We start from the raw sequence: 23,896 nt of genomic DNA, 5'->3' as shown, positions 1-23,896 counted from the left end.
AATCGCGCAGACACTGCGCAAGCTGGCGAGGAATGGCAATGGTGGATGTAACCGTAAGAGGGGCCGGAATTTTTGGCCTGTCGGTGGCTTGGGCCTGCATCCGGCGCGGGGCTGTGGTGCGTGTGGTCGATCCGTCAGGACCGGCAGCGGGGGCTTCGGGCGGGATCGTGGGCGCGCTGGCGCCGCATGTGCCAGAGAATTGGAACACCAAGAAAGCCTTTCAGCTTGAGAGCTTGCTCAGCGCCGAAGCCTTCTGGGCCGAGGTCGAGGCCGAGGGCGGTCGCGCGCCCGGCTATATCCGCAGCGGGCGGGTGCAGCCGGTGGCAGATGACGCAGCCCTCGCGCTGGCGCGGCAGCGGCAGGACACGGCAGCCGAACTTTGGCAAGGCCGCGCCCGGTGGGAGCTGATCCGCGCCGAGGGCAGCGACTGGGCCCCGCAGAGCCCCACGGGCTGGCTGATCCGCGATACGCTAAGCGCCCTCGTCCACCCGCGCCACGCCTGCGCGGCACTGGTCGCGGCGCTGGCGGCCAAAGGCGTTGAGATCGTGGCCGAGGCGCCCGATACGGGCCTGACCCTCTGGGCCACTGGGGTCGCGGGGCTGGAGGCGCTGAATGCGGGCCATCCGCGTTTGGTTGGCGCGGGCATCAAAGGGCAGGCCGCGCTCTTGCGGCTGGACCGGGGCGGCGCGGCGCAGCTTTTTGCCGATGGGGTCCATGTGATCCCGCATCTAGATGGCACGGTGGCTGTGGGCGGCACCACTGAGCGAGAATATGACAGCCCTGACGGCACCGATGCACAGCTCGACGCGGTGATCGCCAAGGCCCGCGCGGCGGTGCCTGCGTTGCAAGACGCGCCGGTTGTCGAACGCTGGGCCGGGCTGCGCCCGCGCAGCCGCAGCCGTGCGCCAATGCTGGGGCCGTGGCCGGGCAAGCCGGGGCATTACATCGCCAACGGCGGCTTCAAAATCGGCTTCGGCATGGCCCCCAAAGTGGCAGAGGTGATTGCCGATCTTCTGCTCAAAGGGCGCGATGCCATCCCCGAGGGTTTCAGGGTCGAGGACAACCTCTAGACCAACAAAAAACCCCGGCCACTGGCCGGGGTTCTCTGTCACTCTCAACGTGCGGTTTAGCGCGCGTTGGGCAGGATCACGATCTCGACCCGGCGGTTTTGCGCTTTGCCAGCGGCGCTCAGGTTGCTTGCCACAGGCTGGCTTTCCCCACGACCGAATGTCTGCAAACGCTGCTGCGGCACACCGTTGGACAGAAGGATGTTGCCCACGGCCTGCGCGCGACGCTCGGAAAGCTGCTGGTTATAGGCCGCTTCGCCATCGCTGTCGGTGTGGCCCACGACTTGCAGGGTGGAGTTCTGATAGATGTTCACGTTCTGCGCCAGCGCGGCCAGATCGTCACGCAGGGCGGGCGATACGCTGGTGCTGTCGGTCGCAAAGAGGATGTCTTGCGGCAGGGTCACGATCAGACGGTCGCCGGTGTTGGTGATCACCACGCGGCTGTCCATCGCGGCGCGCAACTCTGCCTCTTGCTTATCGAGCGAATAGCCGACGCCCGCGCCGATCGTGCCGCCGATCAAAGCGCCTTTCAGCGCGCCTTTGCCGTCACCTTCGGAAATCGCACCGGCAAGGGCCCCGACGCCCGCACCGATCAAAGCGCCATTCTTGGTCCGTTGGTTGGGATCGCCATTGCCCGGCTGCATCGGCTGCGTACAGGCACCCAGTGTCATCACGCCGGCCAGAGCGGCGGCCAAAGTCATCTTCGAAGAAATCATGTCTACTGCCTTCATGTTTGCGGCCCCGTTCGGGCGGGGCATCTTGACGTGAACGCAATATAGGCACGCAAAGTTCCCAAAAACATTACATATAACCGCTATTCGGCAGAAACCCGCCCAGAGGGGGCTGTTTGCGCCTCTGCCCGTGCCGCCTCGAAGGCGAGCATTGCGCGTTTCACCGGCAGCCCCCAGTGGTAGCCGCCCAAGCCCCCGCTTTTGCGCAGCGCCCGGTGACAGGGGATCAGCCAACTCACCGGATTGCGCCCTACTGCTGTGCCCACGGCACGCACGGCACGGGGGCTGCCGATGCTCTGTGCGATTTCGGTATAGGTGGTCACCTGCCCCGAAGGGATGCTCAGCAGCGCCTCCCAGACCTTGATTTGAAAGGGCGCACCGATGAGGTAGAGCGGCGCTTTCGCCTCGGGGTCCTTCCGCCGCCCAAAGGCGGCGTCGACCCATGCCTGCAACCGCGCGGGGGCCTCCACGAAATCGGCGAGCGGCCAGCGGCTGCAAAGATCCGTCATCGCCGCATCCTCCCCCACTTCCGACGACAGCGCGAGCCCGCAGATGCCCTTGTCGGTGCCCATCACCAGTGTCGGGCCGAAGGGGCTGTCGAACCAACCCCAGTAGATCGTCAGCCCCGCGCCCTTGCGGGCGAACTCACCGGGGCTCATCGCCTCCCAGCGCAGGAAAAGGTCATGCAACCGCCCGCTGCCCGACAGCCCCAATTCATGCGCCGCCGCCAGCGTGGTGAAACGGTCGCGCAGCATGACTTTGGCCTGATCCAGCATCAGATACTGCTGGTATCGCTTCGGCGAGACCCCCACCCAGCGTGAGAACAGCCGCTGGAAATGCGCGGCGGACATGCCCATCTCGCCCGCGATCCAATCGAGTTGCTTGGGGTCCTCGGCCTCGTCAATCAGGGCGATGGCGCGGCGCATCACCTGATAGTGGTACCCCTGATCTTCGGGCGCGGGAGAGAGCTGTGCGATCTGTGTCATGCCATCAGATTAGCCGCGCCCCTGCCCCCGTGCGACCCGTTTCTTGCGCCAATGTATCGCAACCCGCCCCCGCTTGCCCTGCCGCGCCATTCATCGCATACCCGGAGCCATGGCGCGCCAACTTGATTATCATACCATCCGCGAGATTTTCGCACGTTTCCAACAGGCAGAGCCTGAGCCCGAGGGCGAGTTGGAACATGTGAACGTCTATACGCTCGTCGTGGCGGTCGCGCTGAGCGCGCAATCGACCGATGCGGGCGTCAACAAAGCCACGCGCGAGTTGTTCAAGATTGCCGACACGCCGCAAAAAATGCTCGATCTCGGGCTTGAGGGGCTAATTGAACATATCAAGACCATCGGCCTCTACCGTCAGAAGGCCAAGAACGTCATCAAGCTCAGCCAAATCCTCGTCGACGATTACGACGGCGAGGTGCCGAACTCCCGCGCTGCGCTGCAATCGCTGCCGGGGGTGGGGCGCAAGACTGCGAATGTCGTGCTCAATATGTGGTGGGGCCAGCCCGCGCAGGCGGTGGACACGCATATCTTCCGCGTTGGCAACCGCACCGGGATCGCACCGGGCAAGACGGTCGACGCGGTCGAGCGCGCCATTGAAGACAACATTCCCGCCGATTTCCAGCGCCATGCCCATCACTGGCTGATCCTGCATGGCCGCTATCACTGTAAAGCCCGCAAACCCCTGTGCCGCACCTGCATCATCCGTGACCTGTGCCAATACGAGGACAAGACAGAATGACCCAATACGAAGTGGTTGGCATCGGCAACGCCGTCGTCGACGTGATCTCCCATGCCGATGACAATTTCCTTGCCGACAACGGCATCGAGAAAGGCATCATGCAGTTGATCGAGCGTGACCGCGCCGAAGACCTCTATGCCGCGATGCAAGACCGGGTGCAGACGCCGGGCGGCTCGGTCGCCAATACCGTCGCGGGCGCGGGCGCGCTGGGCCTCAAGACCGCTTTTATCGGGCGGGTGCGCGATGATGAGCTGGGCCAGTTCTATGCCAAGGCGATGACCGATATCGGGATCGATTTCGTCAACGCCCCCGTGGCCGAGGGCGAGAACCCAACCTCGCGTTGCATGATCTTCGTCACCCCCGATGGGGAGCGGTCGCTGAACACCTACCTCGGCATCTCAACCGGGCTGACCTCGGCCGATGTGCCGCAGGCGGTGACGGAGAAGGCCAAGCTGATGTTCCTCGAAGGCTACCTCTTTGACCACGAGGCGGGCAAAACCGCCTTTCGCGAGGCCGCGCGGGCCGCGACGGCGGGCGGCGGCATGGCGGGCATCGCCATCTCCGACCCCTTCTGCGTGGAGCGCCACCGCGACGACTTCCTCGCGCTGATCGAAAACGATCTGGGCTATGTCATCGGCAATGAGGCCGAGATTCGCGCCCTTTGGGAAACCGACGACACCGAAGCCGCACTGGCCAAAACCGCCGAGATTTGCCCGCTGGTGGTCTGCACCCGTTCAGGCGATGGGGTCACGCTGGTCCGAGGCGCGGAACGGATCGACGTGCCGGTCGAAAAGGTCGTGCCGGTGGATGCCACGGGCGCGGGCGATCAATTCGCGGCGGGCTTCCTCTATGGTCTTGCCACGGGCCGCGATCTTGAGACCTGTGGCCGCATGGGCAACATCTGCGCGGGCGAAGTGATCCGCCACATCGGCCCCCGCCCCCAGACTGACATCATGGCCCTGTTCAAGGCCGAAGGGCTGGTCTGACCATGATCGAGAACGGTTTTCAGGATGTCCCGCCCGGCAAACTCGCCGTGGTGGTGACCCATCTTGAGATGGACGCCAAACCCAGCCTGCGGGAGGTGCCCGTGCCCGAGGGTGTCACCTTTCGGAAGGTCACACCGACGCCCGACTGGTTTCGGGACATTTTCCGGCGTGTCGGGATGGATTGGCTCTGGTACGGGCGGCTCAAACTGGATGACGCGGCCCTCTCCGCGCTGCTGCAAGACCCGGCGCGGGACTTTTATACGCTGACCCGCGATGGCAAGGACGAGGCGCTGCTTGAGTTGAACTTCCCCGAAGATGGCAGCTGCGAGCTGGCCTATTTCGGGCTGACCTCTGCGCTGATCGGCAGCGGTTCGGGGCGGTATCTGATGAACCAAGCGATCACGCTGGCATGGGAAAAGCCAATCAACCGGCTGCACCTGCATACCTGCACCAACGACAGCCCACAGGCGCTTGGCTTTTATGTGCGGTCAGGTTTCATCCCAGTGCGCCGTCAGGTCGAGATCGACGATGATCCGCGTCTCACAGGGCTGCTGCCCCGCGATGCCGCACCGCAAGTGCCGCTTATCGAGGCATAAGACTGCCGCCGGATCACCGAACCGGCGTGCACTCCGCCCCTTGGAAACAGGCGATCACCTTATCCACCATGGCAGGCTTCGGAGAGCCGAAAAGATCGCCCCCGCAGGGGTTGCTTTCCAGCGCATAGGCCCCGTCCGGTTTGCGTTCGAGAAAGGCCAGAACATCCCCCTCTTCGGCAGAGCCGCACCAAGGGCCGAAACACTGAACGTTGAGCATCAAGGGCTGGTCAAAGGGCACGTCAAAGCCTCCTTCGGATAGCGCCTTGCCGCTGATCTGCGCCCGGATCGGCGTCTTTTCGGGCGGGTTGATCCCGATGGTGCCACCCTTCGGCAGGGCGCTGGCATCCAAGGTCAGACGCCCCTGCACCACGACATAGCTTTCCTCGGCTTTGGCCGCGCGTTGATAGGTCGCCTCGACCGAATGGGGCAGGCAACTGAGCGCAAGCGCGGGCAGCGGGGCCAAAGTGGCGAGGGCGCAGGCGATGATCCGTGTCATAACTTCTCCTCAAACTCTTCAAGAACCGCCGCATAGACCGCACGTTTGAACGGCACGATATTCGCGACCAGTTGATCTGCGGGCATCCAGCGCCATTCCGAGAATTCAGGCTCAGCCGTCTGGATGTTGACCTGATCGTCCTGCCCCAGAAAACGCATGAGGAACCATTTCTGTTCCTGCCCCCGGTAGCGGCCCTTCCAGATGTTGGGCACCAGTTCATGGGGCAAATCATAGGGCAGCCAACGGGAAGTCTCGGCTTCGATCCGCACCAGATCGCGGGGGATGCCGGTCTCTTCCTCCAACTCGCGCAGGGCCGCATCGCGCGCAGCCTCGCCCTTGTCGACCCCGCCTTGGGGCATCTGCCAAGCGTCCTGATCCCGGTCGCGCCGCTGGCCGACAAAGACCTCGCCCTCGGCATTCACCAGCATCACGCCGACGCAAGGGCGGTAGGGCAGTTTGGCAATCTCTTCGGGGGTCATGTCAGTATCTTCTCCATTTCAAAGCGGTCCAGATATTCACCCGACCGTGCGACGCGCTCTGCCGCGATAACACGAAAGCCCATAGCCTCAAAGGCGGCCCGCGCCATCACGCTGGCATGGGTGTGCAACCGGCTCTCGCCTGCGGCGACCGCTGCCTGTTCGACCCGCCCATAAAGCGCGCGAAAGACACCCTGCCCCTGCGCCGCCGCGGCGATGAAGGCCAGATCGATATAGCCCCGCTCCCACGTCATGAAACCGATCACCTGCCCCGCCCGTTCGGCCAGCACCACCTGCTGCCCGCCCAATTTGGCCGTCCACTGCGGCCCCCGTGGTGGAGCGGGGAGCCACGCGGCACGCTCCGCCGCGCTATAGGCGCTTGCGCCATGGTGGATCGCGTCGAACATCACCCGCCCCAAAGCGTCATGATCCGCCATCGCCGCATCACGCAACGCCACCTCTGCCCGCGCCATCCCGCACCCCGTCTTGACCTGCCGTGAGCCGGGCAGATGACGCGGCGTTTCGCGTGACTTGCCCTGCCGTTTCCGATGGTGTCACAGTGACCCAGCCCACCCAGAAAGGTAAAGCCATGTCCGACTATCCCCACCTGCTTGCCCCGCTCGACCTTGGTTTTACCACGCTGAAGAACCGTTTGCTGATGGGGTCGATGCACACCGGGCTAGAGGAAACCGGCGACTGGAACCGCGTGGCGGAGTTCTATGCGGCACGGGCGCGGGGCGATGTGGGGCTGATGGTCACGGGCGGCATCGGGCCGAACCGCGAAGGCGCGGTGGCCCATGGCGCGGCGATGATGGTCAGCCAGAAGGACGTGGACAACCACAGCATCATCACCCAGCGGGTGCATGAGGCGGGCGGCAAGATCGCCATGCAGATCCTGCACGCGGGCCGCTATGCCTTCACGCCTGAATGCGTGGCCCCGAGCGCAGTGAAATCCCCGATCTCGATGTTCGCGCCCAAGGCGTTGGACGAGGAAGGCATCGAGAAACAGATCAGCGACATCGCCGCCTGCGCCCTGCGCGCCCGCGAGGCCGGCTATGACGGGGTCGAGATCATGGGCTCCGAGGGCTATTTCCTGAACCAGTTCCTCGTCACCCATACCAACAAGCGCGAAGACCGCTGGGGCGGTTCCTACGAGAACCGGATGCGCCTGCCGCTGGAAGTCGTGCGCCGCGTGCGCGAGACGGTGGGCAAGGATTTCATCCTGATCTACCGCCTGTCGATGATCGACCTCATCCCCAACGGATCGACCTTCGAAGAGGTCGTGCAATTGGCGCAGGAGGTCGAGAAGGCGGGCGCCAACATCATCAACACCGGCATCGGCTGGCACGAGGCGCGCATCCCCACGATCGCCACCTCGGTGCCACGCGCGGCCTTTGCATGGGTCACGAAAAAGCTGATGGGCAAGGTGGGCATCCCGCTTATCACCTCGAACCGGATCAACACGCCCGAGGTTGCCGAGGAGGTGCTTGCGACGGGCTGCGCCGACATGGTGAGCCTCGCTCGCCCGATGCTGGCCGATGCCGATTTCCTCGCCAAGGCGAAGGCCGGTCAGGCCGACCAGATCGCCCCCTGCATCGCCTGCAACCAAGCCTGCCTCGACCATACTTTCGGCGGCAAGATCTCCACCTGCCTCGTGAACCCGCGCGCTTGCTACGAGACGGAATTGCGTATCGACCCCGCCGCAAGCCCAAAAACAATTGCCGTTGTCGGCGCGGGGCCCGCCGGTCTCTCGGCGGCCATCACGGCGGCGGAGCGGGGCCACAAGGTGACGCTCATGGACCGCGCCCCCGAAATCGGCGGGCAACTCAACCTCGCCAAACAAGTCGCGGGGAAGGAGGAGTTCTGGGGCCTCGTCGATTGGTACCGCACCATGCTGGACGTGCACGGCGTGACCGTGCAGCTTGAGACCGAAGCCACGAGCGAGGCGCTCTCAGGCTTCGACGAGGTCATCATCGCCACCGGCGTCGTGCCGCGCGACCCGGAGATTCCCGGCCAGAACCGCGACAACGTAGTGAGCTACATCGACGTGCTGAACGGCACTGCGAAGGTCGGCCAGCGGGTCGCGGTGATCGGTGCGGGCGGGATCGGCTTCGACGTGTCGGAACATCTGGTCCACGATGGCGAGAGCAGCACAATGAACCTGCCCGAATGGATGCGCGAATGGGGCGTCACGGATCCGGGCGAACACCGCAGCGGCCTCGCCCCCGAAGGCCCGCAGCCCCCGGCGCCCGCGCGCCAGATCACCATGCTGCAACGCAAAACCAGCAAGCCCGGCAAGGGTTTGGGCAAGACCACGGGCTGGATTCACCGCGCTTCGCTCACCATGCGCGACGTGAAGATGATCGCGGGCGTGAATTACGAGCAGATCGACGATGCGGGCCTGCATATCTCTTTTGGCGAAGCGCGCGAGAACCCGACGCTGATCGAGGCCGACACCATCGTGCTCTGCGCCGGGCAATTGTCCGAGCGCAGCCTCGCTGACGCACTGGAGGCGCGGGGACAGACCTGCCATGTGATCGGCGGCGCGGATGTGGCGGCGGAACTGGACGCGAAACGCGCCATCAACCAAGGCACCAGACTGGCCGCCGGGCTGTAAGCGAGGGGCGGGCGCTTGGCCCCCTTGCGCCCCGCCCTAGATCGCCGCAGGATTGCCAAAACGATCCAAGGTTTTCATGCCCCTTTGCGTCTTCGACATCTATGAGGACGGCACCGCGCAGGTGCCCTCCGACGACAACCTCACCGGGCCGGGGCGCTACCGCTGGTGGCACTACGACATGGCCGATCCTGCGCTGGCACCGTGGCTGGCCGAACATCTGCCCGAGATCCCGGCGGGTGCGTTGCTACAGCCCGAAACCCGCCCGCGCTGTGACGAATATGACGACGGGCTGATCCTGAACTTGCGGGGCATCAACCTCAACGAGGGTCAGCAGGCCGACCAGATGGTCTCGGTCCGGATGTGGGTGACGGATGCGGTGGTAATCACCGTGCGGATGCGCCGGGTCTTTGCCATAGATGAGCTGCGCGCGCTGGCTGCCGAGAACAACGCGCCACCCCGGCCTTCGGCCTTTGTCGAGGCGCTGGTGTCTCGGCTGACCGCGCGGGTGCAGGTCGAAGTGGCGCGGCTGGCGGATCGGACGGCCTTCTACGAGGCCGATCTGGAGGACCACAGCACACCGCCGCCGAAGGAACTGCCGGTGACCCGCCGCAGCGCGATCCGACTGGAGCGCTACCTTGCCCCGCAGCGCCACGCGCTGGAGCGGCTGGCCACACTGGACCTGCCGCTGGTGCCGGACGTGGACGCGATGAAGCTGCGCGAACTGGCCAACCGCACCGCCATCGTGGTCGAGGAATTGGACGCGCTGCAGGAACGCATCGTCACGGTGCAGGATGAACACGACAACCAGGTCGCGCAACGACAGGCGCGGCACAGCTACATGCTCTCCATCGCCGCCGCGGTCTTCTTGCCGCTAGGGTTCCTGACGGGACTTTTCGGCGTGAACGTGGGAGGGATGCCGGGCGTGGACGATCCGCATGCCTTCGCGATCCTTTGCCTTGCCATGGTCGGCCTTGCCGCCATCATGCTGGCCGTGCTGAAATGGCTGCGCTGGCTGTGACAGGCGGGGAAACGGATTGTTCTGCCGTTTCCATGCCATGAACGATCCCCGCAAAGACCACGGGACTGTCTTGCCTCCGCCCCGATCCTGCCCGAATTGCCGCCCATACCTGACCGCAACAAGATCAATGCGAAGGGACAGGCAATGGACCGCCTTACGGAAATGGAAGCGTTTGCCACTGTGGTGGATCAAGGCGGCTTTACAGATGCTGCCAAGAAGATGGGGATCTCGAAATCCGCCGTTTCAAAGCATGTCTCCTCGCTTGAGGCGCGCTTGGGCGCACGATTGCTGAACCGCACCACCCGCCGCGTCTCGCCCACCGAGATTGGCCTTGCTTACTACGACCGCGCCCGCCGGGTGCTGAACGACGCGGGCGAGGCCGATGCCTTGGTCACCTCGATGCAATCGGCGCCTTCGGGGCTGCTGCGGATCTCGGTCGCGACGGACTTTGGGGTGAACCATCTCTCGCCCGCCCTGTCGGAGTTCTTGCAGGATTTTCCCGATATCACCGTGAACATGGTGCTAAACAACCGCTACGTCGAGCTGATCTCGGAAGGCTTCGACATGGCCGTGCGGATCGGGGAGCTGGAAGACAGCACCCTGCGCGCGCGCAAATTGACCGAGACCACCAAACGCATGATCGCCAGCCCGAAGTATTTCGAGCAATACGGGCGGCCGGAAAAGATCGACGACCTGAACAATCACAAGCTGCTGCATTACTCGAACCAGTCGTCAGGCAACGTGTGGAAACTGACCGCCCCCTCGGGCGAGAAACGGCAGGTGCGCACCGCCGGTTGGCTTTCGGTCAATGACGGGCAGAGCCTTTTGAACGCCGCGATCTCGGGGCTGGGCATCGCCTATCTGCCAAGCTTCCTCTACGCCGAGGCGATGGAGAAAGGTCTGGTCGAGGACGCGATCCCCGATCTGCCGCTGGAGACGCAGGGCATCTATGCCGTCTATCCGCCGGGCCGGTTCACCCAGCCCAAAGTGCGGGCGTTCATCGACTTTCTGGTGCATGAGTTTGCCGAGAAGGGGCCGGCGGACTGGTAACAGTCGCGACTGCCACCTGGCCCGGAATCAAGCCGTAGGCGCCGGGCCATCGCCTGCCCGCCCCCCGGGTAGGCGATTGGGCGAGGCTGGGTACGAACTTGCGAACGCGCACCATGGTTGAGCCATAAAGCGGCAACGCCATACCGTCTGATCGCCGACCCGCGGGCAGGCGCTGGCACTCTCACAAGACCACCTTTCCTCTCCCCCACCAGCACGCTATCTCTCCCGCCATGAGCAACATGCGCGAAACCTACGCCCGGCTTGTCGCCGAGGGCAAACTACAGGCCGACCCGGCCCAAGAAACCGTCATGGCCGAGTTCGACCGCATCCGCGATGCGCTGGCCAACCCGCCGAAGAAAAGCTTTTTCCGCAAAGCCCCAGAGCCGCCCAAGGGGCTTTATCTTTGGGGCGGTGTCGGGCGCGGCAAATCCATGCTGATGGACATGTTCGTGGCGCATCTGCCAGACGTGCCTGCGCGGCGCGTGCATTTCCACGCCTTCATGCAGGAAATCCACAACGCCATGCATGAGGTCCGCAAGACCGGCGTGGATGACGCCATTGCGCCCGTGGCCCGGGACGTGGCGGAAAGCGTCCGCCTGCTCGCTTTCGACGAGATGCAGATCACCGACATCACCGACGCGATGATCGTAGGCCGCCTGTTCGAAGCGCTCTTCGCCGCGGGTGTCGTGGTGGTCACCACCTCGAACCGCCTGCCTGATGACCTCTACAAAAACGGCATCAACCGCGAGGTTTTCGTGCCCTTCATCGACCTCATCAAAGAGCGGATGGTGGTCCATGAATTGGCCAGCCCGACCGACTACCGCCAAGACCGGCTGGCAGGGTCACAGGTCTATTTCACCCCCGTCAACGCCGAAAGCCGCGCCGCGATGGACGCGGTCTGGGACGATCTTGCAGGGGCCGAGGGCGAACCGCTGACTTTACACGTCAAGGGCCGCGAAGTGACCATTCCGCAATATCACAACGGCATGGCCCGCGCCGGTTTTCACGCCCTCTGCGGCCAACCTTTGGGCGCGGCGGATTACCTCGCGCTGGCGCAGGCGGTGCGCGTGCTGCTGCTAGACAACATCCCCACCCTTGGCCGGTCGAATTTTAACGAGGCGAAGCGTTTCGTCACCCTGATCGACGCGCTTTACGAGGCGAAGGTGCGGCTGATCTGCTCCGCCGCCGCCGCGCCGGAAATGCTCTACCTCGAAGGTGAAGGCACCTTTGAATTCGAGCGTACAGCCTCCCGCCTGCGGGAGATGCAGGGCGAAGACTGGGGGCGCTGACCGCCCCCGGCCAACCATTCAGGAATCACTGACCGGCTGCATATGCAGGTCATTGCCCTGCAGGAAAGGGTGGTAAGGCCGTTCGACCTCATAAAGCCACCACAGGCCGCCCGCGATAATTGCGAGGCCTACGGCCATGAAGATAAATTGAAATTTCCGTGCATCGTCCTGATCGTGACGCGCGGACCGGCTGAAATTGCGCATGGGGACACCTCGGTCAATTCGAAAGGGGAGACTTCCGTGGACCACGGATATACCACATCTGCACCTCGCAGCAGCGGCACACCCGAATATGGTTAATTAGACGTTTTCACGCAACACGCTACCGGCAAGGTAGAGCGAGCCGCAGATCAGCACACGCGCATGGGGTTCGCGGGCGATGATCGCCTTGAGCGCCGCGGTGACGGTCTCGGCCTCTGCGGTCTCGAACCCTACATCGCGCGCCACTTTCGCCGTCGCCTCGGCAGGCAGGGTCGCCGCCTCGCCCGGGATCGACACGGCGGTGAGGCTTGCAGCCTCTGCCGCCAGCGGGCGCAGGTATCCGGCAATGTCCTTGGTGTTCAACATGCCGCAAATCAGATGCGTCGGACGTTTCGGCAGTGCCGCTAGCGTGGCCGCCAATGCCGCCCCCGCCGCGGGGTTATGGCCGCCGTCGAGCCACAACTCGCCGTCGGGCGCCATACGGGCAAGCGGCCCGTCTGACAGCCGCTGCATCCGTGCGGGCCACTGCGCCTGCGTCACCGCAGCCTCGCAAGCCTCTGCGTCAATGCCAAGCTGGCGCAGCGCGGCCAGCGCGGCCCCGGCGTTCATGATCTGGTGGTCGCCGGGCAGATTGGGACGCGGCAGATCAAGCAGGCCGCGCTCATCCTGATAGACCATGCGCCCGGCTTCGGGCGCGACATGCCACTGCTGACCATAGGCCAAGAGGGGTGCCCCGAGTTTCGCGGCGCGGTCTTCGATCACCTCAAGCGCGGGCTCTTCCTGCTTGCCGACCACGCAAGGGACAAGCCGCTTGATGATACCCGCCTTTTCGCCCGCGATCTCAGCCAGTGTTTCGCCCAGATATTGCTGATGATCAACCGACACCGGGGTGATCACGCTCAAGGCGGGATCGACCACATTCGTCGCATCAAGCCGTCCGCCAAGCCCCACCTCAAGCAGCGTGTAATCGGCAGGCACCCGCGAAAAGGCGAGGATCGCAGCGCAGGTCGTGATCTCGAAATAGGTGATCTCTTCGCCGCCATTGGCGGCATGGCATTCGTCCAGCACGGCGGCGAGATCGGGCTCCGAGATCAACGCCCCCGCGACCCGGATGCGCTCATGAAACCGCGCCAAATGCGGCGAGGTATAGGCGTGCACCATCTTTCCCGCCGCCTCCAACCCGGCGCGGATCATCGCTTGGGTCGAGCCTTTGCCATTGGTGCCCGCAATATGGATCACCGGCGGCAGGTCGTTCTGCGGATTGCCCAAGGCATCGAGCAGCCGCCACATCCGGTCGAGCGTCAGGTCGATGATCTTGGGGTGCAGCGCCATCATCCGTTCAAGGATGACGTCGGATGAAGGCGTGCTCATTTCTTCTCTGGCGTGTCGGCGGGCAGATCTGCTGCGGCCTGAACGGCGGCGGCGGCCTCGGCCACCTCAAGCTCTTCGGGGGCGGGCAGGTCGCCGCGCACGACAGGGGGCAGGCCCATTAGCATGCGGGTGATGGTGATCAACTCATCGCGCATCTCGGTCCGTTTGGTCACCCGGTCGAGCATCCCGTGGTCGAGCAGATATTCCGCCCGCTGGAACCCTTCGGGCAGTTTCTCACGGATGGTCTGTTCGATCACGCGCGGTCCGGCAAAACAGATCAGCGCGTTCGGCTCGGCGATCTGCACATCGCCTAGCATAGCGTAGGACGCGGTGACGCCCCCGGTGGTGGGATGGGTCAGCACGACAATGTAAGGAAGCCCCGCCTCTTTCAGCATCTGCACGGCGACGGTGGTGCGCGGCATCTGCATCAGGCTGAGGATACCCTCCTGCATGCGCGCGCCACCGGCGGCGGAGAACAGCACCAGCGGGCGCTTCAGCTTCACGGCTTCCTCGGCGGCGGCAATGATCGCATTGCCGACATACATGCCCATGGAGCCGCCCATGAAAGAGAAGTCCTGCGCGCAGGCGACGATCGGCGTGCGACCAATATCGCCGGTCACGACCAGCATCGCCTCATGCTCACCGGTCTGCTTTTGCGCGGCCTTCATCCGGTCGGGATAGCGCTTCTGGTCTTTGAAATGCAGCGGGTCGGGTGTGGGCGCCGGAACCTTCACCTCGGTAAAGATGCCACCGTCGAACAGCGCCTTGAAACGCGCGCGGGGGCTGATGTGCATGTGGTGGCCGCAATTGGTGCAGACGTTCAGATTGTCCGCCAACTCACGGTGAAACAGCATGGTGCCGCATTCGTTACACTTGGTCCACAGATTGTCCGGCGTCTCGCGGCGCGAGAAGATCGAGTTGATTCGCGGGCGGACGTAGTTCGTGATCCAGTTCATTGGCAGGCCTCTGCTGTGGTTCCGTCCCAGATAATCCCCGCATGGGGAAATTGCAATCAGCGGCGTATCGCCAGCCGCGCCGCCAGCCATGAGACCAGCATCAAGGCGAAATCAACCGGCAGCCATGAACGCAACGCCGCCGCGTCATCCATTGAAAAGGGCGTCAGATAGAGCGCCAGCCCCGAAAGATCATCCGGCAGAGAGACAATGAGAATGGCTGAGACATTGTTCCACAGATGCACCGCGATGGCGGGCCCAAGCGAGCCGGAGCGCGCGGTGAGGTCCGCCATCAGGATACCGAAAACCCCAGCCCAAAGCGCCACCATCAGCGCATTTTCCCCCGCCTCCGCAGGCAGGTAATGGCCCGCTGCGAACAGCGCCGACGGCAACACCATCCAGATCAGCGGCGCGTTGAACCGCGCCGCGAGTTGCTGCTGCACATAGCCGCGAAAGACGATCTCTTCGGCGCTGACCTGCACCAACACGGCCAGCAGCGACAGCGGCAAAAGCAGCAACCAGCGGCTCAAGGGCAGGTTCGGCGTCAATTCACCGCCCATGTCCCAAGGCGGCAGGACCGCAAGCGCGACGCCCAGCAGCAACATTGCCCCCGAAACCGCGCGAAAACTGGGCCAGAGCCGCCCCGGCAGGCCAAAAAGGCTCCCCGCGCTGCGCCGGTGCACGATCCGCACGGTCACGGCGACGGCCATCGCCATGGTGCCAAAGCTGAACAGCAGCAGATACATCGCCTGCGGCGTGGCCCCTTTCAGAAGATCGCCATGCAGCGACGGGGCCGCCGATCCCGCCAGCCCATAGACCATTTGAAAGTAAAGCTCGTTCAGCGCGACATAGGCCACCACGGCCACGAACAGCCCCAAGAAAAACCGCCACAGTGCCGAGGTGCTGCGCGCGGGCGCGACAAAGGCCGCGTGGGCGCTATAGTCGGGCCGCCAGTTCATCAGCGGCGCCGTTCAAATCGGGGGTGGTGCTTGCAGAGCATATGCCGGGCCTTCACGCTTGCGGGCGGGCCGAACCGACCGCGCCAGTAGGTCAGAACCTATGCCCTAACACGCTGCAATACAACAGTTCCCCCGCCTCATACGCGCCAAAGCCTTGCAGCACCGCCCCTGCCCCTCTATTCCATTCAAGACGTTTCAAGGAGCCCACCGATGTCCACCACGCCCCGCTTCGACAAATCCCGGCTGCCCAGCCGCCACGTGACCGAAGGCCCGGCTCGCGCGCCGCACCGGTCCTACTACTATGCCATGGGCATGACCGAAGAAGAGATTCACCAGCCGCTGGTGGGCGTCGCCACCTGCTGGAACGAAGCCGCCCCCTGTAACATCGCGCTGAACCGTCAGGCGCAGGCGGTGAAGGTTGGCGTGCATTCCGAACAGGGCACACCGCGCGAGTTCACCACCATCACCGTCACCGATGGCATCGCCATGGGACACGAGGGCATGCGCTCTTCGCTGGCCTCGCGTGAGGCGATTGCCGACACGGTGGAACTAACCATGCGCGGCCATTGCTATGACGCCATCGTCGGGCTGGCGGGCTGCGACAAGTCGCTGCCGGGGATGATGATGGCGATGCTGCGGCTGAACGTGCCGTCGGTCTTCCTCTACGGCGGGTCGATCCTGCCGGGCAAGGCGCCTGCGGGCGCCGACGTTCCCGAAGATTTCGCCACCCGCGATCTCACTGTGCAGGACATGTTCGAGGCCGTGGGCCGTTTCCAGAACGGCTCCATGTCGCAAGCCGCGCTCGATGTGCTGGAACGCGTCGCCTGCCCCTCCGCCGGGGCCTGCGGCGGCCAGTTTACCGCCAACACCATGGCCTGCGTCTCCGAAGCCATCGGCCTCGCGCTGCCAAACTCCTCCGGCATGCCCGCCCCTTACGAGAGCCGCGACGCCTATGCCGAAGCCTCAGGCGCTGCGGTGATGAACCTGATCGAGAAGAACATCCGCGCCCGCGACATCTGCACCCGCGAAGCCTTCGAGAACGCCGCGCGCATCGTGGCCTGCACCGGCGGGTCGACCAACGCGGGCCTGCACCTTCCGGCCATGGCCCATGAGGCCGGGATCGATTTCTTCCTCGAAGACGTCTGCGAGATCTTCCGCGACACACCCTATTTCGTCGATATGAAGCCGGGCGGTCAGTACGTCGCCAAGGACCTCTACGACGCGGGCGGCGTGCCGGTGGTGATGAAGGAGCTGCGCAAGGCAGGCCTCTTGCACACCGACTGTCTGACCGCCACTGGCCGTTCCATCGGCGAGGAGTTGGACCGCATCGACCGCGAGGCCGACGGCAAGGTGATCCACTCGGTCGCCAATCCGATCAGCAAGACCGGCGGCGTTGTGGGCCTGAAAGGCAACCTCGCCCCCGAAGGCGCCATCGTGAAAATCGCGGGCATGTCCGAAGACGACATCGTCTTCACCGGCCCGGCGCTGGTGTTCGAATGCGAGCAGGACGCCTTTGAAGCCGTGCAAAACCGCGCCTATAAGGAAGGCGATGTTTTCGTCATCCGAAACGAAGGCCCCGCAGGCGGCCCCGGCATGCGCGAGATGCTGGCGACTACAGCCGCGCTTTCCGGTCAGGGCATGGGCAAGAAGGTGGCGCTGATCACCGACGGACGCTTCTCGGGCGCGACCCGCGGTTTCTGCGTTGGCCACGTCGGCCCCGAAGCGGCGCATGGCGGCCCCATCGCACTGCTGAAGAACGGCGACATGATCACCCTCGACGCGGTCAAGGGCAGCATCACCGTGGATCTGTCGGACGAGGAACTGGCCGAGCGCCGCAAGGCTTGGGCTGGCCCGCGCGCCACCAACTACGAAAGCGGTGCGCTGTGGAAATACGCGAAACTTGTCGGCCCCACCTACCTTGGCGCGGTAACACATCCCGGCGCCAAGGCGGAGACCCATGATTACATGGACCTCTAAAAGCCCGCTTGCGGCGCTTGCGATGCTCACCCTGTCCGCCTGCGAAGGCGGTCAGGGTTTTTCCTTTGGCGGCAGGCCCGCCACGCCCGAGAAACCGCTGCTGCAAACCGCTTTGGCCGGGGGCGCGGTGCAGGTGGTGCCGCCGCAGGGCTATTGTATCGACCCCAAAAGCCTCAAACCCCGCTTTGCGCTGATGGCACGTTGCGATGCGCTTGGCTTGCCTGATGTGGTCAGCGCCGCGCCGCGCGGCATTCTCACCCTCGCGCTGATCGAAGCCGAGGCCGACGCGCCCCTGCCCACGCCGCAACAGGTGGCCGAAGCGGCAGGGCTGAGCCAGTTGCAAGAGGCCGGTAGCGTCGAGGGCGCGTCGATCTTTGTCGCCCAAGGGTCGGCGCCCGCCGAAGGCATGTCGCCCCGCCACTGGCGCGGCATGGCGCGGATCGGCGGCCATGTGGCCAGCGTCACCCTCTATGGCGCGCCGCAAAGCCGCGCCATTTCCGAAGAGGGCCGCGCGCTGGTGGCAGAGCTGATCCAGCAAAGCCGCAGCAAAAGCGCAACGCCCACCGCCCCCGGCAGTTGACCGACCTTTGTTTCCAAATCGGCAACACTGCGCGGGGCCGGAAACAATCACGGGGGCTATTCATTTGAACGAAATCCCCGCCTTGCATAGACTGCGAGCAAACGAGAGGCGCAGGGCCATGGTCAACTTCCGCAGCGGTTATCTTGAGGGCAAGCTCTTTGCCCGCGCGCTGCAACGCTGGGCGGTTGCGGCCCGCAAAGCGGCCACGGCTGACCCTGCCACCCTGCGCCGCCAACGCAGCCGCGCCCGGCTGCTGCGCGCAGAACTGAACCGGCTGATCCACCGCGCCGAAGACCGCCTTGCCCTGCCTGCCATCGGAGCCAGCGGCTTCCCGAAACCACATAACGCCGATTGGGCATGGCGGCCCGAGTTGTGGCGCGGCCCGCTTGCCACGCCGGGGCTGTCCTCGGTCGCGACCAAAGCCAAACTGGGCGAAGAGGTGACCCTGTTCCACGATTGCGCGCAGTCGGAACTGACCCTGCGCCAATTGCGCAACCTGCGCGAAGCCGACCTGGCCCCCTTTAGCCTGCAACTCGACGTGTTCAAATTCGACGGGTCATTCCTGTCGCTGGTGGTCGATCTGCCGCCCGAGGCGATCACCGGATTGAAACGCCGTCACCTGATCCGCATGGACACGATTGTGGAATTGGAGCACCCGCTAGAGATCTTTGCCCGGCTCAACATCCGCCACGGGCCGAACACCGAACAGATCGTCCGCGAACTGCCTGTCGGTCAGGAACACATCAGCGTCGAATTCGATCTGGCCTATAGCAAGCTCAACGAAAAACGGATCGAGGCGGCATGGGTCGACCTGATCTTTGAAGGGCCGGAGATGAACCAAGTCGTGCTGCGCGACCTCACTTTTTCCCGCTCCCCCCGCGCCCAGATCTAGGACCCCGTGATGAGCCCATATGACCTGACCAAAACCGTGCTGCGCCAAGGCGTCTGGCAGGGCGTGCTAACCGCCGAAGAGGGCGCAGACACGCCGCAGATCAGCGTGACCCATGAGGGCAAGGAGGTGACGGATATCACGTTAGAGGCCGAAGGGTCCGAGGGGCGCTGGTATCTTTCCTTCCCCGTCCCGGCGGAGGCGATTGCCGATGGGGTCCAGACCCTCGTCATCACCGAAAAGGCCAGCGGGGCGCTCTTGGGTCATGTGACCCTGATCGCGGATGAAGCGCTCGGCGATGACATACGGGCCGAGATGGACCTGCTGCGCGCCGAACTCGACATGCTGAAACGCGCCTTTCGGCGGCATTGCCGCGAGACGGAATAAGCGAAATGCCCTCCCGCAGGGCTGCGCCCAACAAAAAGCCCCGCTGTCGTCTCCAGCGGGGCTTTGTGCATCTATGTGAAAGAGATCACTCGTTCGGACCCAGAGCCGACAGACCTTTGAGGATGTCGATGGCATAGGCCAGTTGGTAATCCTCTTCGCGCAGCTCCGCCGCTTTGCGGGCCTTTTCGCGGTCGTCTTCGATCTGTTTGATCTGATCGTCGGTCAGGCTGTCATTGTTCAACCGGCCCCGCAGATCGGCTTCGGAGCGGAGGGGGCGTGCCGACAATGCGTCGTCGTCTTCCTCGGTCTCTGGCGTGACCGGAGGCTGGGCCACGACGATATCGGGCGATACGCCAAGCGCTTGGATCGACCGGCCCGAGGGCGTGTAGTAACGCGCCGTGGTCAGGCGCATGGCCCCGTCCCCGCGCAGCGGCATCACGGTCTGGACCGAGCCTTTGCCAAAGCTCTTGGTGCCGATGACGATGGCGCGGCGGTGGTCCTGCAAAGCGCCCGCGACAATCTCGGAAGCCGAGGCCGAACCGCCGTTGATTAGCACGACGATCGGCTTGCCCATCGCCAGATCACCCGGCGTGGCGTTCACCCGGTCGCCGTCTTCGATGTCGCGGCCCCGGGTACTGACGATCTCGCCTTCCTCAAGAAAGGCATCTGACACGGCAATTGCCTGATTGAGCAGGCCACCGGGGTTGTTGCGCATGTCGATGACGATGCCGTTGAGATTCTCAATGCCGCCCGCCTCTTCGATCTGCTGCTCCAGCCCTTCCTTCATCTTCGGATAGGTCTGCTCGTTAAAGGTGGTCAGGCGCAGCACGGCGGTATCGCCCACGGTGCGGGCCCGCACGGCGGTCAATTGGATCGTGTCGCGCACGATGGAGACGTCAAAGGGCTCAGGCTCCCCTTCCCGCACCACGGTGATCAGGATCTCGGACCCCACCGGCCCGCGCATCATCTCAACCGCGTCGTCGAGGCCGAGGCCCAGCAGGCTTTCGCCATCGACATGGGTGATGAAATCCCCCGCTTCGATCCCGGCCTCAGCAGCCGGCGTGCCGTCGATGGGCGAGACGACTTTGACAAAACCCTCTTCTTGGGTGACCTCAATGCCAAGGCCGCCAAACTCACCGCGCGTCTGTTCGCGCATCTTCTCGGCGTCTTTCGGCGACAGGTAGGACGAATGCGGATCAAGCGAGGTGAGCATGCCGTTGATGGCCGCTTCAATTAGGTCGCCGGGATCAACATCTTCGACATATTGGGCGCGGATGCGTTCGAAAATATCACCGAAAAGATCAAGCTGTTCGTAAACATTGGTCGTCTTCTCGGCCTCTTGCGCCAGCAGCGGTCCGGCGATCTGAGTGGTGGCGACCACCCCCGCCACCGTGCCTGCAACGGCTGCCATCACGAATTTCTTCATCTGCTATCCATCCTTGTCGGTGCGGAACCAGTCTGCCGGATCCTGAGGTGTGTTGTCTTGCCTGACTTCTATATAGAGCGTTTCCGTCCGGTCAGTGCCAGTGGCTTCACCATTTGGTGACATCTGAGATGTTGTGCCGCTTTCCGGCCCGCCCATCAACCCGATGGGGGTGCCACCGGCAATCACCTGCCCGGCTTGGCCGTAAACCACATCCAGCCCCGCCAGCACGAAAAGCGTGTCGACCTGCGGCTCAAGGATCACGACATTGCCCAGATCAAGCAGCGGCCCGACATAGCGGATCGTCGCCGCCGAGGGGCTGGTCACGATGGCGCGCGGGCGGGTGGCAAGGATCATGCCGGGCCGCGTTACGCCCGCCGAATCCGTCTCGCCAGCCTTGCGGATCACCAGCCCCTGCGCGGGCAAGGGCAGATCGCCCACCTGCCCGTCAAGGTTCACCGGCGCAGGCTCAACCGCGCCGGTGGTGATCTCGGACAGGCCGCTGGCAAAGCCGTCCAGCGTCTCGGTCGAGGCGATGAGGATCGCAGTGCGCACCGGGTCTTCGGTAAAGCGCATCGGCAGATCGGTGCGGTTGGCCATGGCCTGATTGAGCGCGGTGCGCGCGGCCTGAAGCTCGGTCAGCCCGTCTTGCAGGCGCTGCGCCGCGTCGGTTTGCAACGCGCGTAAGGTCTTGATGTCTTCGTAATCCTGCCGCAGCGCATCGGCGCGGGCGTTGAGCGCAGGCGTCAATTCAGCCAGCAACATGCCTGCGCGGGCGGTGCCCATCGGGCCGTCGGGGTGCAGCAGCACCACGGGCGACGGGTCACCGCCGATGCTTTGCAAGACGCCCAAGAACTGCGCCACCTCACCCTCGCGCGCCTGTAGCTTGCGGCTGAGCTGCGCCTCGTTGATCGCGGCCTGCCGCAGCCCGGCCCGCATCGCCGCGAGACCTGCCTCAAACGCCTGAATCGTCTCGGTCAGCGCCTTCACCCGGTCGCGCGCGCCATCGGCTTGGTCCAACCGCGCCGATGCCGCCTCCAAGGCGGTCGCTGCCGCGCGCGCCTCCGCGGCGGCCTCATCGGCCTGCGCCTGTGCCATCAAAGGCAGACAGGCAAAAAGGGCAGCCGCGGCAAGATGTTTCATGAAAGCAGGCTTTTCCCGGTCATTTCTTCGGGCTGCGGCAGGCCCATCAAATCAAGCACCGTGGGCGCCAGATCGGCCAACCGCCCGTCGCGCAGCACCGCCCCTTCGGGCGCGCCCACCGCCACCACCGGCACGGGGTTGAGCGTATGGGCCGTATGCGCGCCGCCGGTCTCTGGGTCGATCATCATCTCGCAATTGCCGTGATCCGCGGTGACGATCATCGCGCCGCCTGCGGCCTCCAGCGCCTTGAGCACCCGGCCAAGCCCCGCATCCACCGCCTCACAAGCAGCAATCGCCGCCTCAAGATCGCCGGTATGGCCGACCATATCGGGGTTGGCGTAGTTCACCACGATCAGGTCATAGCCCGCCTCGATCGCCTGCACGAATTGATCCGTCACCTCGGCAGAGGACATTTCCGGCTGCATGTCATAGGTCGCGACATTGGGCGATTTGGGCATGTTGCGGTCCTCCCCCGTGGCCGGTGTCTCAACCCCGCCGTTGAGGAAGAAGGTCACATGGGGATATTTCTCGGTCTCGGCCAGCCGGAACTGCCGCAGCCCCTGCTGCGCCACCCAATCGCCCAGCGTGTTCTTGATGTCCGGCTTGGGGTACATCGTGGTCATATAGGCGGCGTGGTCCTTGGAATATTCCGCCATGCCCATCAGCGCCGCCCAATCGGGGCGCGGGCCGGTGTCATAGGCGTCAAAGCCCGGGTCGCCCAAGGCCGCCATGATTTCCCGCGCGCGGTCGGCGCGGAAGTTGAGGCAGAAGAATCCGTCGCCAGAAGCCGCCCCCGCATAGCCCTCGATCACGCTGGCGGTGATGAATTCATCCGTCTCGCCCCGCCCATAGGCCGCCTCAACCGCCGTGCGGGGATCGGAGTACCCCTCCCCTTCGCCATGCAGGATCGCCGCCGAAGCCTTGCCCACCCGGTCCCAACGGTTGTCGCGGTCCATCGCGAAATAGCGCCCCGTCACGGTGACGACCTTCACGGCCTCGGGCAGCGCCGCCTTCAGCGTCTCGAAATAGCCAAGGGCAGAGGACGGCGCCACGTCGCGCCCATCGGTCACCGCATGGATCACCACCGGCAACCCCGCCGCATGCAGCGCGCGGGCGGCGGCGATCATATGACTGAGATGCCCATGCACCCCCCCGTCCGAGACGACGCCCATCAGATGCGCGGTGCCGCCGGTTTCCTTGAGCTTGGCGATGAACTCTTGCAGCCGCTCATTCTCGGCAAAGCTGCCCTCTTCGATGGCGAGATCGATCTGCCCCAGATCCATCGCCACCACCCGGCCCGCGCCGATATTGGTGTGGCCGACCTCGGAATTGCCCATCTGCCCGCGCGGCAGGCCCACGTCGGGGCCGTGGGTGATCAACTGCGCCTTTGGTCCTGCTTGCATGATCCGGTCGAAATTCGGCGTCTTGGCCAGCAGGGGCGCGTTGCCTTCCCGCACCTCGCTCAGGCCCCAACCGTCAAGGATGCACAATACGACAGGTTTGGGGGCGCTCATCAGACTGTTGCTCCGGCTTGGTGGCTGTTCAGCGCCTTTTACCCCTTGTGGGCTGGCACTTGAACCACTTTGTGCACAAGCCTCCCATTCCCGCGCAGAGGCCTTGCCCCGCGCGGCTGCTTTGGTCATAACGAGTGGCAACTTTCGCCTGAGCCGAGGACCAACTCCATGACCCTGCAAGCGCCCGAAACCCGCATCGTGAACACTTGGCGCGTGGCCTGCGACGGCAGCGAAGGCGCGCTTGGCCACCCGCGCGTCTGGCTGCAAATCCCCCAGGATCGCGGCTGGGTCGAATGCGGCTATTGCGACTGCAAATTCGTCCATGCGGATTTCGAAGGCAAAGTCTGAGCCTTCCCGGCCCCCATCTGAACATCTGAACCGACGGCACGAACCTGCCCGCGCGGCGCATTGGCGTCTGGCCGTGGGCCATGCT

General features: G+C 64.5%; 25 protein-coding genes. 13 read left to right on the top strand and 12 right to left on the bottom strand.

Translation table 11 applies throughout. The annotated features are described in order from the left end of the window. Positions 1 to 32: 32 nt before the first annotated feature. Positions 33 to 1,070 carry an NAD(P)/FAD-dependent oxidoreductase gene (locus ACGYK4_RS11880; protein WP_394456682.1) on the top strand — a complete coding sequence of 346 codons (1,038 nt, stop codon included), beginning with the start codon at positions 33 to 35 and terminating at the stop codon, positions 1,068 to 1,070. A 56-nt stretch (positions 1,071 to 1,126) separates the two neighbouring features. Here the strand turns inward: ACGYK4_RS11880 and ACGYK4_RS11875 are convergent, their stop codons facing one another. Next, positions 1,127 to 1,783, bottom strand: a complete 657-nt coding sequence (locus ACGYK4_RS11875) for an OmpA family protein (protein ID WP_394456680.1) — start codon at positions 1,781 to 1,783, stop codon at positions 1,127 to 1,129. Between the two features lie 98 nt (positions 1,784 to 1,881). Beyond that, positions 1,882 to 2,784: a methylated-DNA--[protein]-cysteine S-methyltransferase gene (locus tag ACGYK4_RS11870; protein WP_394456678.1), complete on the bottom strand. Its 903-nt coding sequence runs from the start codon at positions 2,782 to 2,784 to the stop codon at positions 1,882 to 1,884. Positions 2,785 to 2,893: 109 nt separating this feature from the next. On the opposite strand from ACGYK4_RS11870, the gene nth reads away from it, so the two are divergent. Genes nth through ACGYK4_RS11855 form a run of 3 tightly spaced genes read left to right on the top strand, consistent with a single transcriptional unit; the run spans position 2,894 to position 5,120 of the window. Then, positions 2,894 to 3,538: an endonuclease III gene (gene nth / locus ACGYK4_RS11865; RefSeq protein ID WP_394429566.1), complete on the top strand. Its 645-nt coding sequence runs from the start codon at positions 2,894 to 2,896 to the stop codon at positions 3,536 to 3,538. Next, positions 3,535 to 4,524, top strand: coding sequence for an adenosine kinase (locus ACGYK4_RS11860; RefSeq protein WP_394429568.1), 990 nt, complete (start codon positions 3,535 to 3,537; stop codon positions 4,522 to 4,524). The genes nth and ACGYK4_RS11860 overlap by 4 nt, the downstream gene beginning before the upstream one ends. A gap of 2 nt (positions 4,525 to 4,526) precedes the next feature. Then, a complete protein-coding gene (locus ACGYK4_RS11855; RefSeq protein ID WP_394456676.1) occupies positions 4,527 to 5,120 on the top strand; it encodes a GNAT family N-acetyltransferase in 594 nt (197 codons plus the stop codon). 13 nt (positions 5,121 to 5,133) lie between these two features. On the opposite strand, the gene ACGYK4_RS11850 is transcribed toward ACGYK4_RS11855, so the two are convergent. The 3 genes from ACGYK4_RS11850 to ACGYK4_RS11840 are packed head-to-tail and all read right to left on the bottom strand — an operon-like array spanning position 5,134 to position 6,565. Next, positions 5,134 to 5,616, bottom strand: coding sequence for a hypothetical protein (locus ACGYK4_RS11850; protein ID WP_394429572.1), 483 nt, complete (start codon positions 5,614 to 5,616; stop codon positions 5,134 to 5,136). Next, on the bottom strand, positions 5,613 to 6,095 hold the full coding sequence (locus ACGYK4_RS11845; protein ID WP_394429574.1) for an RNA pyrophosphohydrolase: 483 nt from the start codon (positions 6,093 to 6,095) through the stop codon (positions 5,613 to 5,615). The genes ACGYK4_RS11850 and ACGYK4_RS11845 overlap by 4 nt, the downstream gene beginning before the upstream one ends. Then, a complete protein-coding gene (locus ACGYK4_RS11840) occupies positions 6,092 to 6,565 on the bottom strand; it encodes a GNAT family N-acetyltransferase (protein WP_394429576.1) in 474 nt (157 codons plus the stop codon). The genes ACGYK4_RS11845 and ACGYK4_RS11840 overlap by 4 nt, the downstream gene beginning before the upstream one ends. 116 nt (positions 6,566 to 6,681) lie before the next feature. Between ACGYK4_RS11840 and ACGYK4_RS11835 the strand changes: the two genes are divergently transcribed. The 4 genes from ACGYK4_RS11835 to zapE all read left to right on the top strand — a co-directional run bounded on the left by ACGYK4_RS11835 (position 6,682) and on the right by zapE (position 12,066). After that, positions 6,682 to 8,709, top strand: coding sequence for an FAD-dependent oxidoreductase (locus ACGYK4_RS11835; protein ID WP_394429578.1), 2,028 nt, complete (start codon positions 6,682 to 6,684; stop codon positions 8,707 to 8,709). A gap of 76 nt (positions 8,710 to 8,785) precedes the next feature. After that, the gene (locus tag ACGYK4_RS11830) at positions 8,786 to 9,727 is read left to right on the top strand and encodes a zinc transporter ZntB (RefSeq protein WP_322328812.1); all 942 of its coding nucleotides are present in this window, start codon (positions 8,786 to 8,788) and stop codon (positions 9,725 to 9,727) included. Positions 9,728 to 9,871: 144 nt separating this feature from the next. After that, entirely contained in the window at positions 9,872 to 10,777 is a 906-nt protein-coding gene (locus ACGYK4_RS11825; RefSeq protein WP_067261147.1) for a LysR family transcriptional regulator, read from the top strand. Between the two features lie 230 nt (positions 10,778 to 11,007). Next, complete coding sequence (zapE, locus tag ACGYK4_RS11820; RefSeq protein ID WP_067261145.1) at positions 11,008 to 12,066, top strand: cell division protein ZapE; 1,059 nt, start codon at positions 11,008 to 11,010, stop codon at positions 12,064 to 12,066. Positions 12,067 to 12,084: 18 nt separating this feature from the next. On the opposite strand, the gene ACGYK4_RS11815 is transcribed toward zapE, so the two are convergent. The 4 genes from ACGYK4_RS11815 to ACGYK4_RS11800 form a co-directional block, all read right to left on the bottom strand. Further along, complete coding sequence (locus tag ACGYK4_RS11815; protein WP_271688452.1) at positions 12,085 to 12,270, bottom strand: hypothetical protein; 186 nt, start codon at positions 12,268 to 12,270, stop codon at positions 12,085 to 12,087. Between the two features lie 96 nt (positions 12,271 to 12,366). Next, the gene (locus tag ACGYK4_RS11810) at positions 12,367 to 13,638 is read right to left on the bottom strand and encodes a bifunctional folylpolyglutamate synthase/dihydrofolate synthase (protein WP_394429581.1); all 1,272 of its coding nucleotides are present in this window, start codon (positions 13,636 to 13,638) and stop codon (positions 12,367 to 12,369) included. Continuing rightward, positions 13,635 to 14,594, bottom strand: coding sequence for an acetyl-CoA carboxylase, carboxyltransferase subunit beta (gene accD / locus ACGYK4_RS11805; protein WP_271692530.1), 960 nt, complete (start codon positions 14,592 to 14,594; stop codon positions 13,635 to 13,637). Before accD ends, ACGYK4_RS11810 begins: the two co-directional genes overlap by 4 nt. A gap of 56 nt (positions 14,595 to 14,650) precedes the next feature. After that, positions 14,651 to 15,550 (bottom strand): CPBP family intramembrane glutamic endopeptidase, encoded by a 900-nt coding sequence (locus ACGYK4_RS11800; protein ID WP_394456674.1) that lies wholly within the window; start codon positions 15,548 to 15,550, stop codon positions 14,651 to 14,653. A gap of 210 nt (positions 15,551 to 15,760) precedes the next feature. On the opposite strand from ACGYK4_RS11800, the gene ilvD reads away from it, so the two are divergent. The 4 genes from ilvD to ACGYK4_RS11780 all read left to right on the top strand — a co-directional run bounded on the left by ilvD (position 15,761) and on the right by ACGYK4_RS11780 (position 19,383). Next, a complete protein-coding gene (gene ilvD, locus ACGYK4_RS11795) occupies positions 15,761 to 17,527 on the top strand; it encodes a dihydroxy-acid dehydratase (protein WP_394456672.1) in 1,767 nt (588 codons plus the stop codon). Then, positions 17,508 to 18,107 carry a hypothetical protein gene (locus ACGYK4_RS11790; RefSeq protein ID WP_394456670.1) on the top strand — a complete coding sequence of 200 codons (600 nt, stop codon included), beginning with the start codon at positions 17,508 to 17,510 and terminating at the stop codon, positions 18,105 to 18,107. Before ilvD ends, ACGYK4_RS11790 begins: the two co-directional genes overlap by 20 nt. Before the next feature lie 118 nt (positions 18,108 to 18,225). Next, positions 18,226 to 18,999 carry a DUF6478 family protein gene (locus ACGYK4_RS11785; RefSeq protein WP_394456668.1) on the top strand — a complete coding sequence of 258 codons (774 nt, stop codon included), beginning with the start codon at positions 18,226 to 18,228 and terminating at the stop codon, positions 18,997 to 18,999. A gap of 9 nt (positions 19,000 to 19,008) precedes the next feature. Continuing rightward, positions 19,009 to 19,383: a hypothetical protein gene (locus ACGYK4_RS11780; RefSeq protein ID WP_209216697.1), complete on the top strand. Its 375-nt coding sequence runs from the start codon at positions 19,009 to 19,011 to the stop codon at positions 19,381 to 19,383. 85 nt (positions 19,384 to 19,468) lie between these two features. Here the strand turns inward: ACGYK4_RS11780 and ACGYK4_RS11775 are convergent, their stop codons facing one another. From ACGYK4_RS11775 to gpmI, 3 genes are read right to left on the bottom strand one after another with little or no spacing between them, the layout of a single operon-like run. After that, positions 19,469 to 20,809: a S41 family peptidase gene (locus ACGYK4_RS11775; RefSeq protein ID WP_067268037.1), complete on the bottom strand. Its 1,341-nt coding sequence runs from the start codon at positions 20,807 to 20,809 to the stop codon at positions 19,469 to 19,471. 3 nt (positions 20,810 to 20,812) lie between these two features. After that, complete coding sequence (locus ACGYK4_RS11770) at positions 20,813 to 21,949, bottom strand: murein hydrolase activator EnvC (protein WP_271692536.1); 1,137 nt, start codon at positions 21,947 to 21,949, stop codon at positions 20,813 to 20,815. Next, a complete protein-coding gene (gpmI, locus tag ACGYK4_RS11765; protein ID WP_394456666.1) occupies positions 21,946 to 23,463 on the bottom strand; it encodes a 2,3-bisphosphoglycerate-independent phosphoglycerate mutase in 1,518 nt (505 codons plus the stop codon). Before gpmI ends, ACGYK4_RS11770 begins: the two co-directional genes overlap by 4 nt. Positions 23,464 to 23,631: 168 nt before the next feature. Between gpmI and ACGYK4_RS11760 the strand changes: the two genes are divergently transcribed. Next, positions 23,632 to 23,811 carry a zinc-finger domain-containing protein gene (locus ACGYK4_RS11760; protein WP_067263007.1) on the top strand — a complete coding sequence of 60 codons (180 nt, stop codon included), beginning with the start codon at positions 23,632 to 23,634 and terminating at the stop codon, positions 23,809 to 23,811. Positions 23,812 to 23,896 lie beyond the last annotated feature (85 nt).

The organism is Sulfitobacter sp. 1A13368, assembly GCF_043557275.1.
GTDB classification, from domain to species: domain Bacteria; phylum Pseudomonadota; class Alphaproteobacteria; order Rhodobacterales; family Rhodobacteraceae; genus Sulfitobacter; species Sulfitobacter faviae.
Note: the sequence above shows the minus strand (reverse complement) of the source record. Positions and strands in the feature narration are given on the sequence as shown.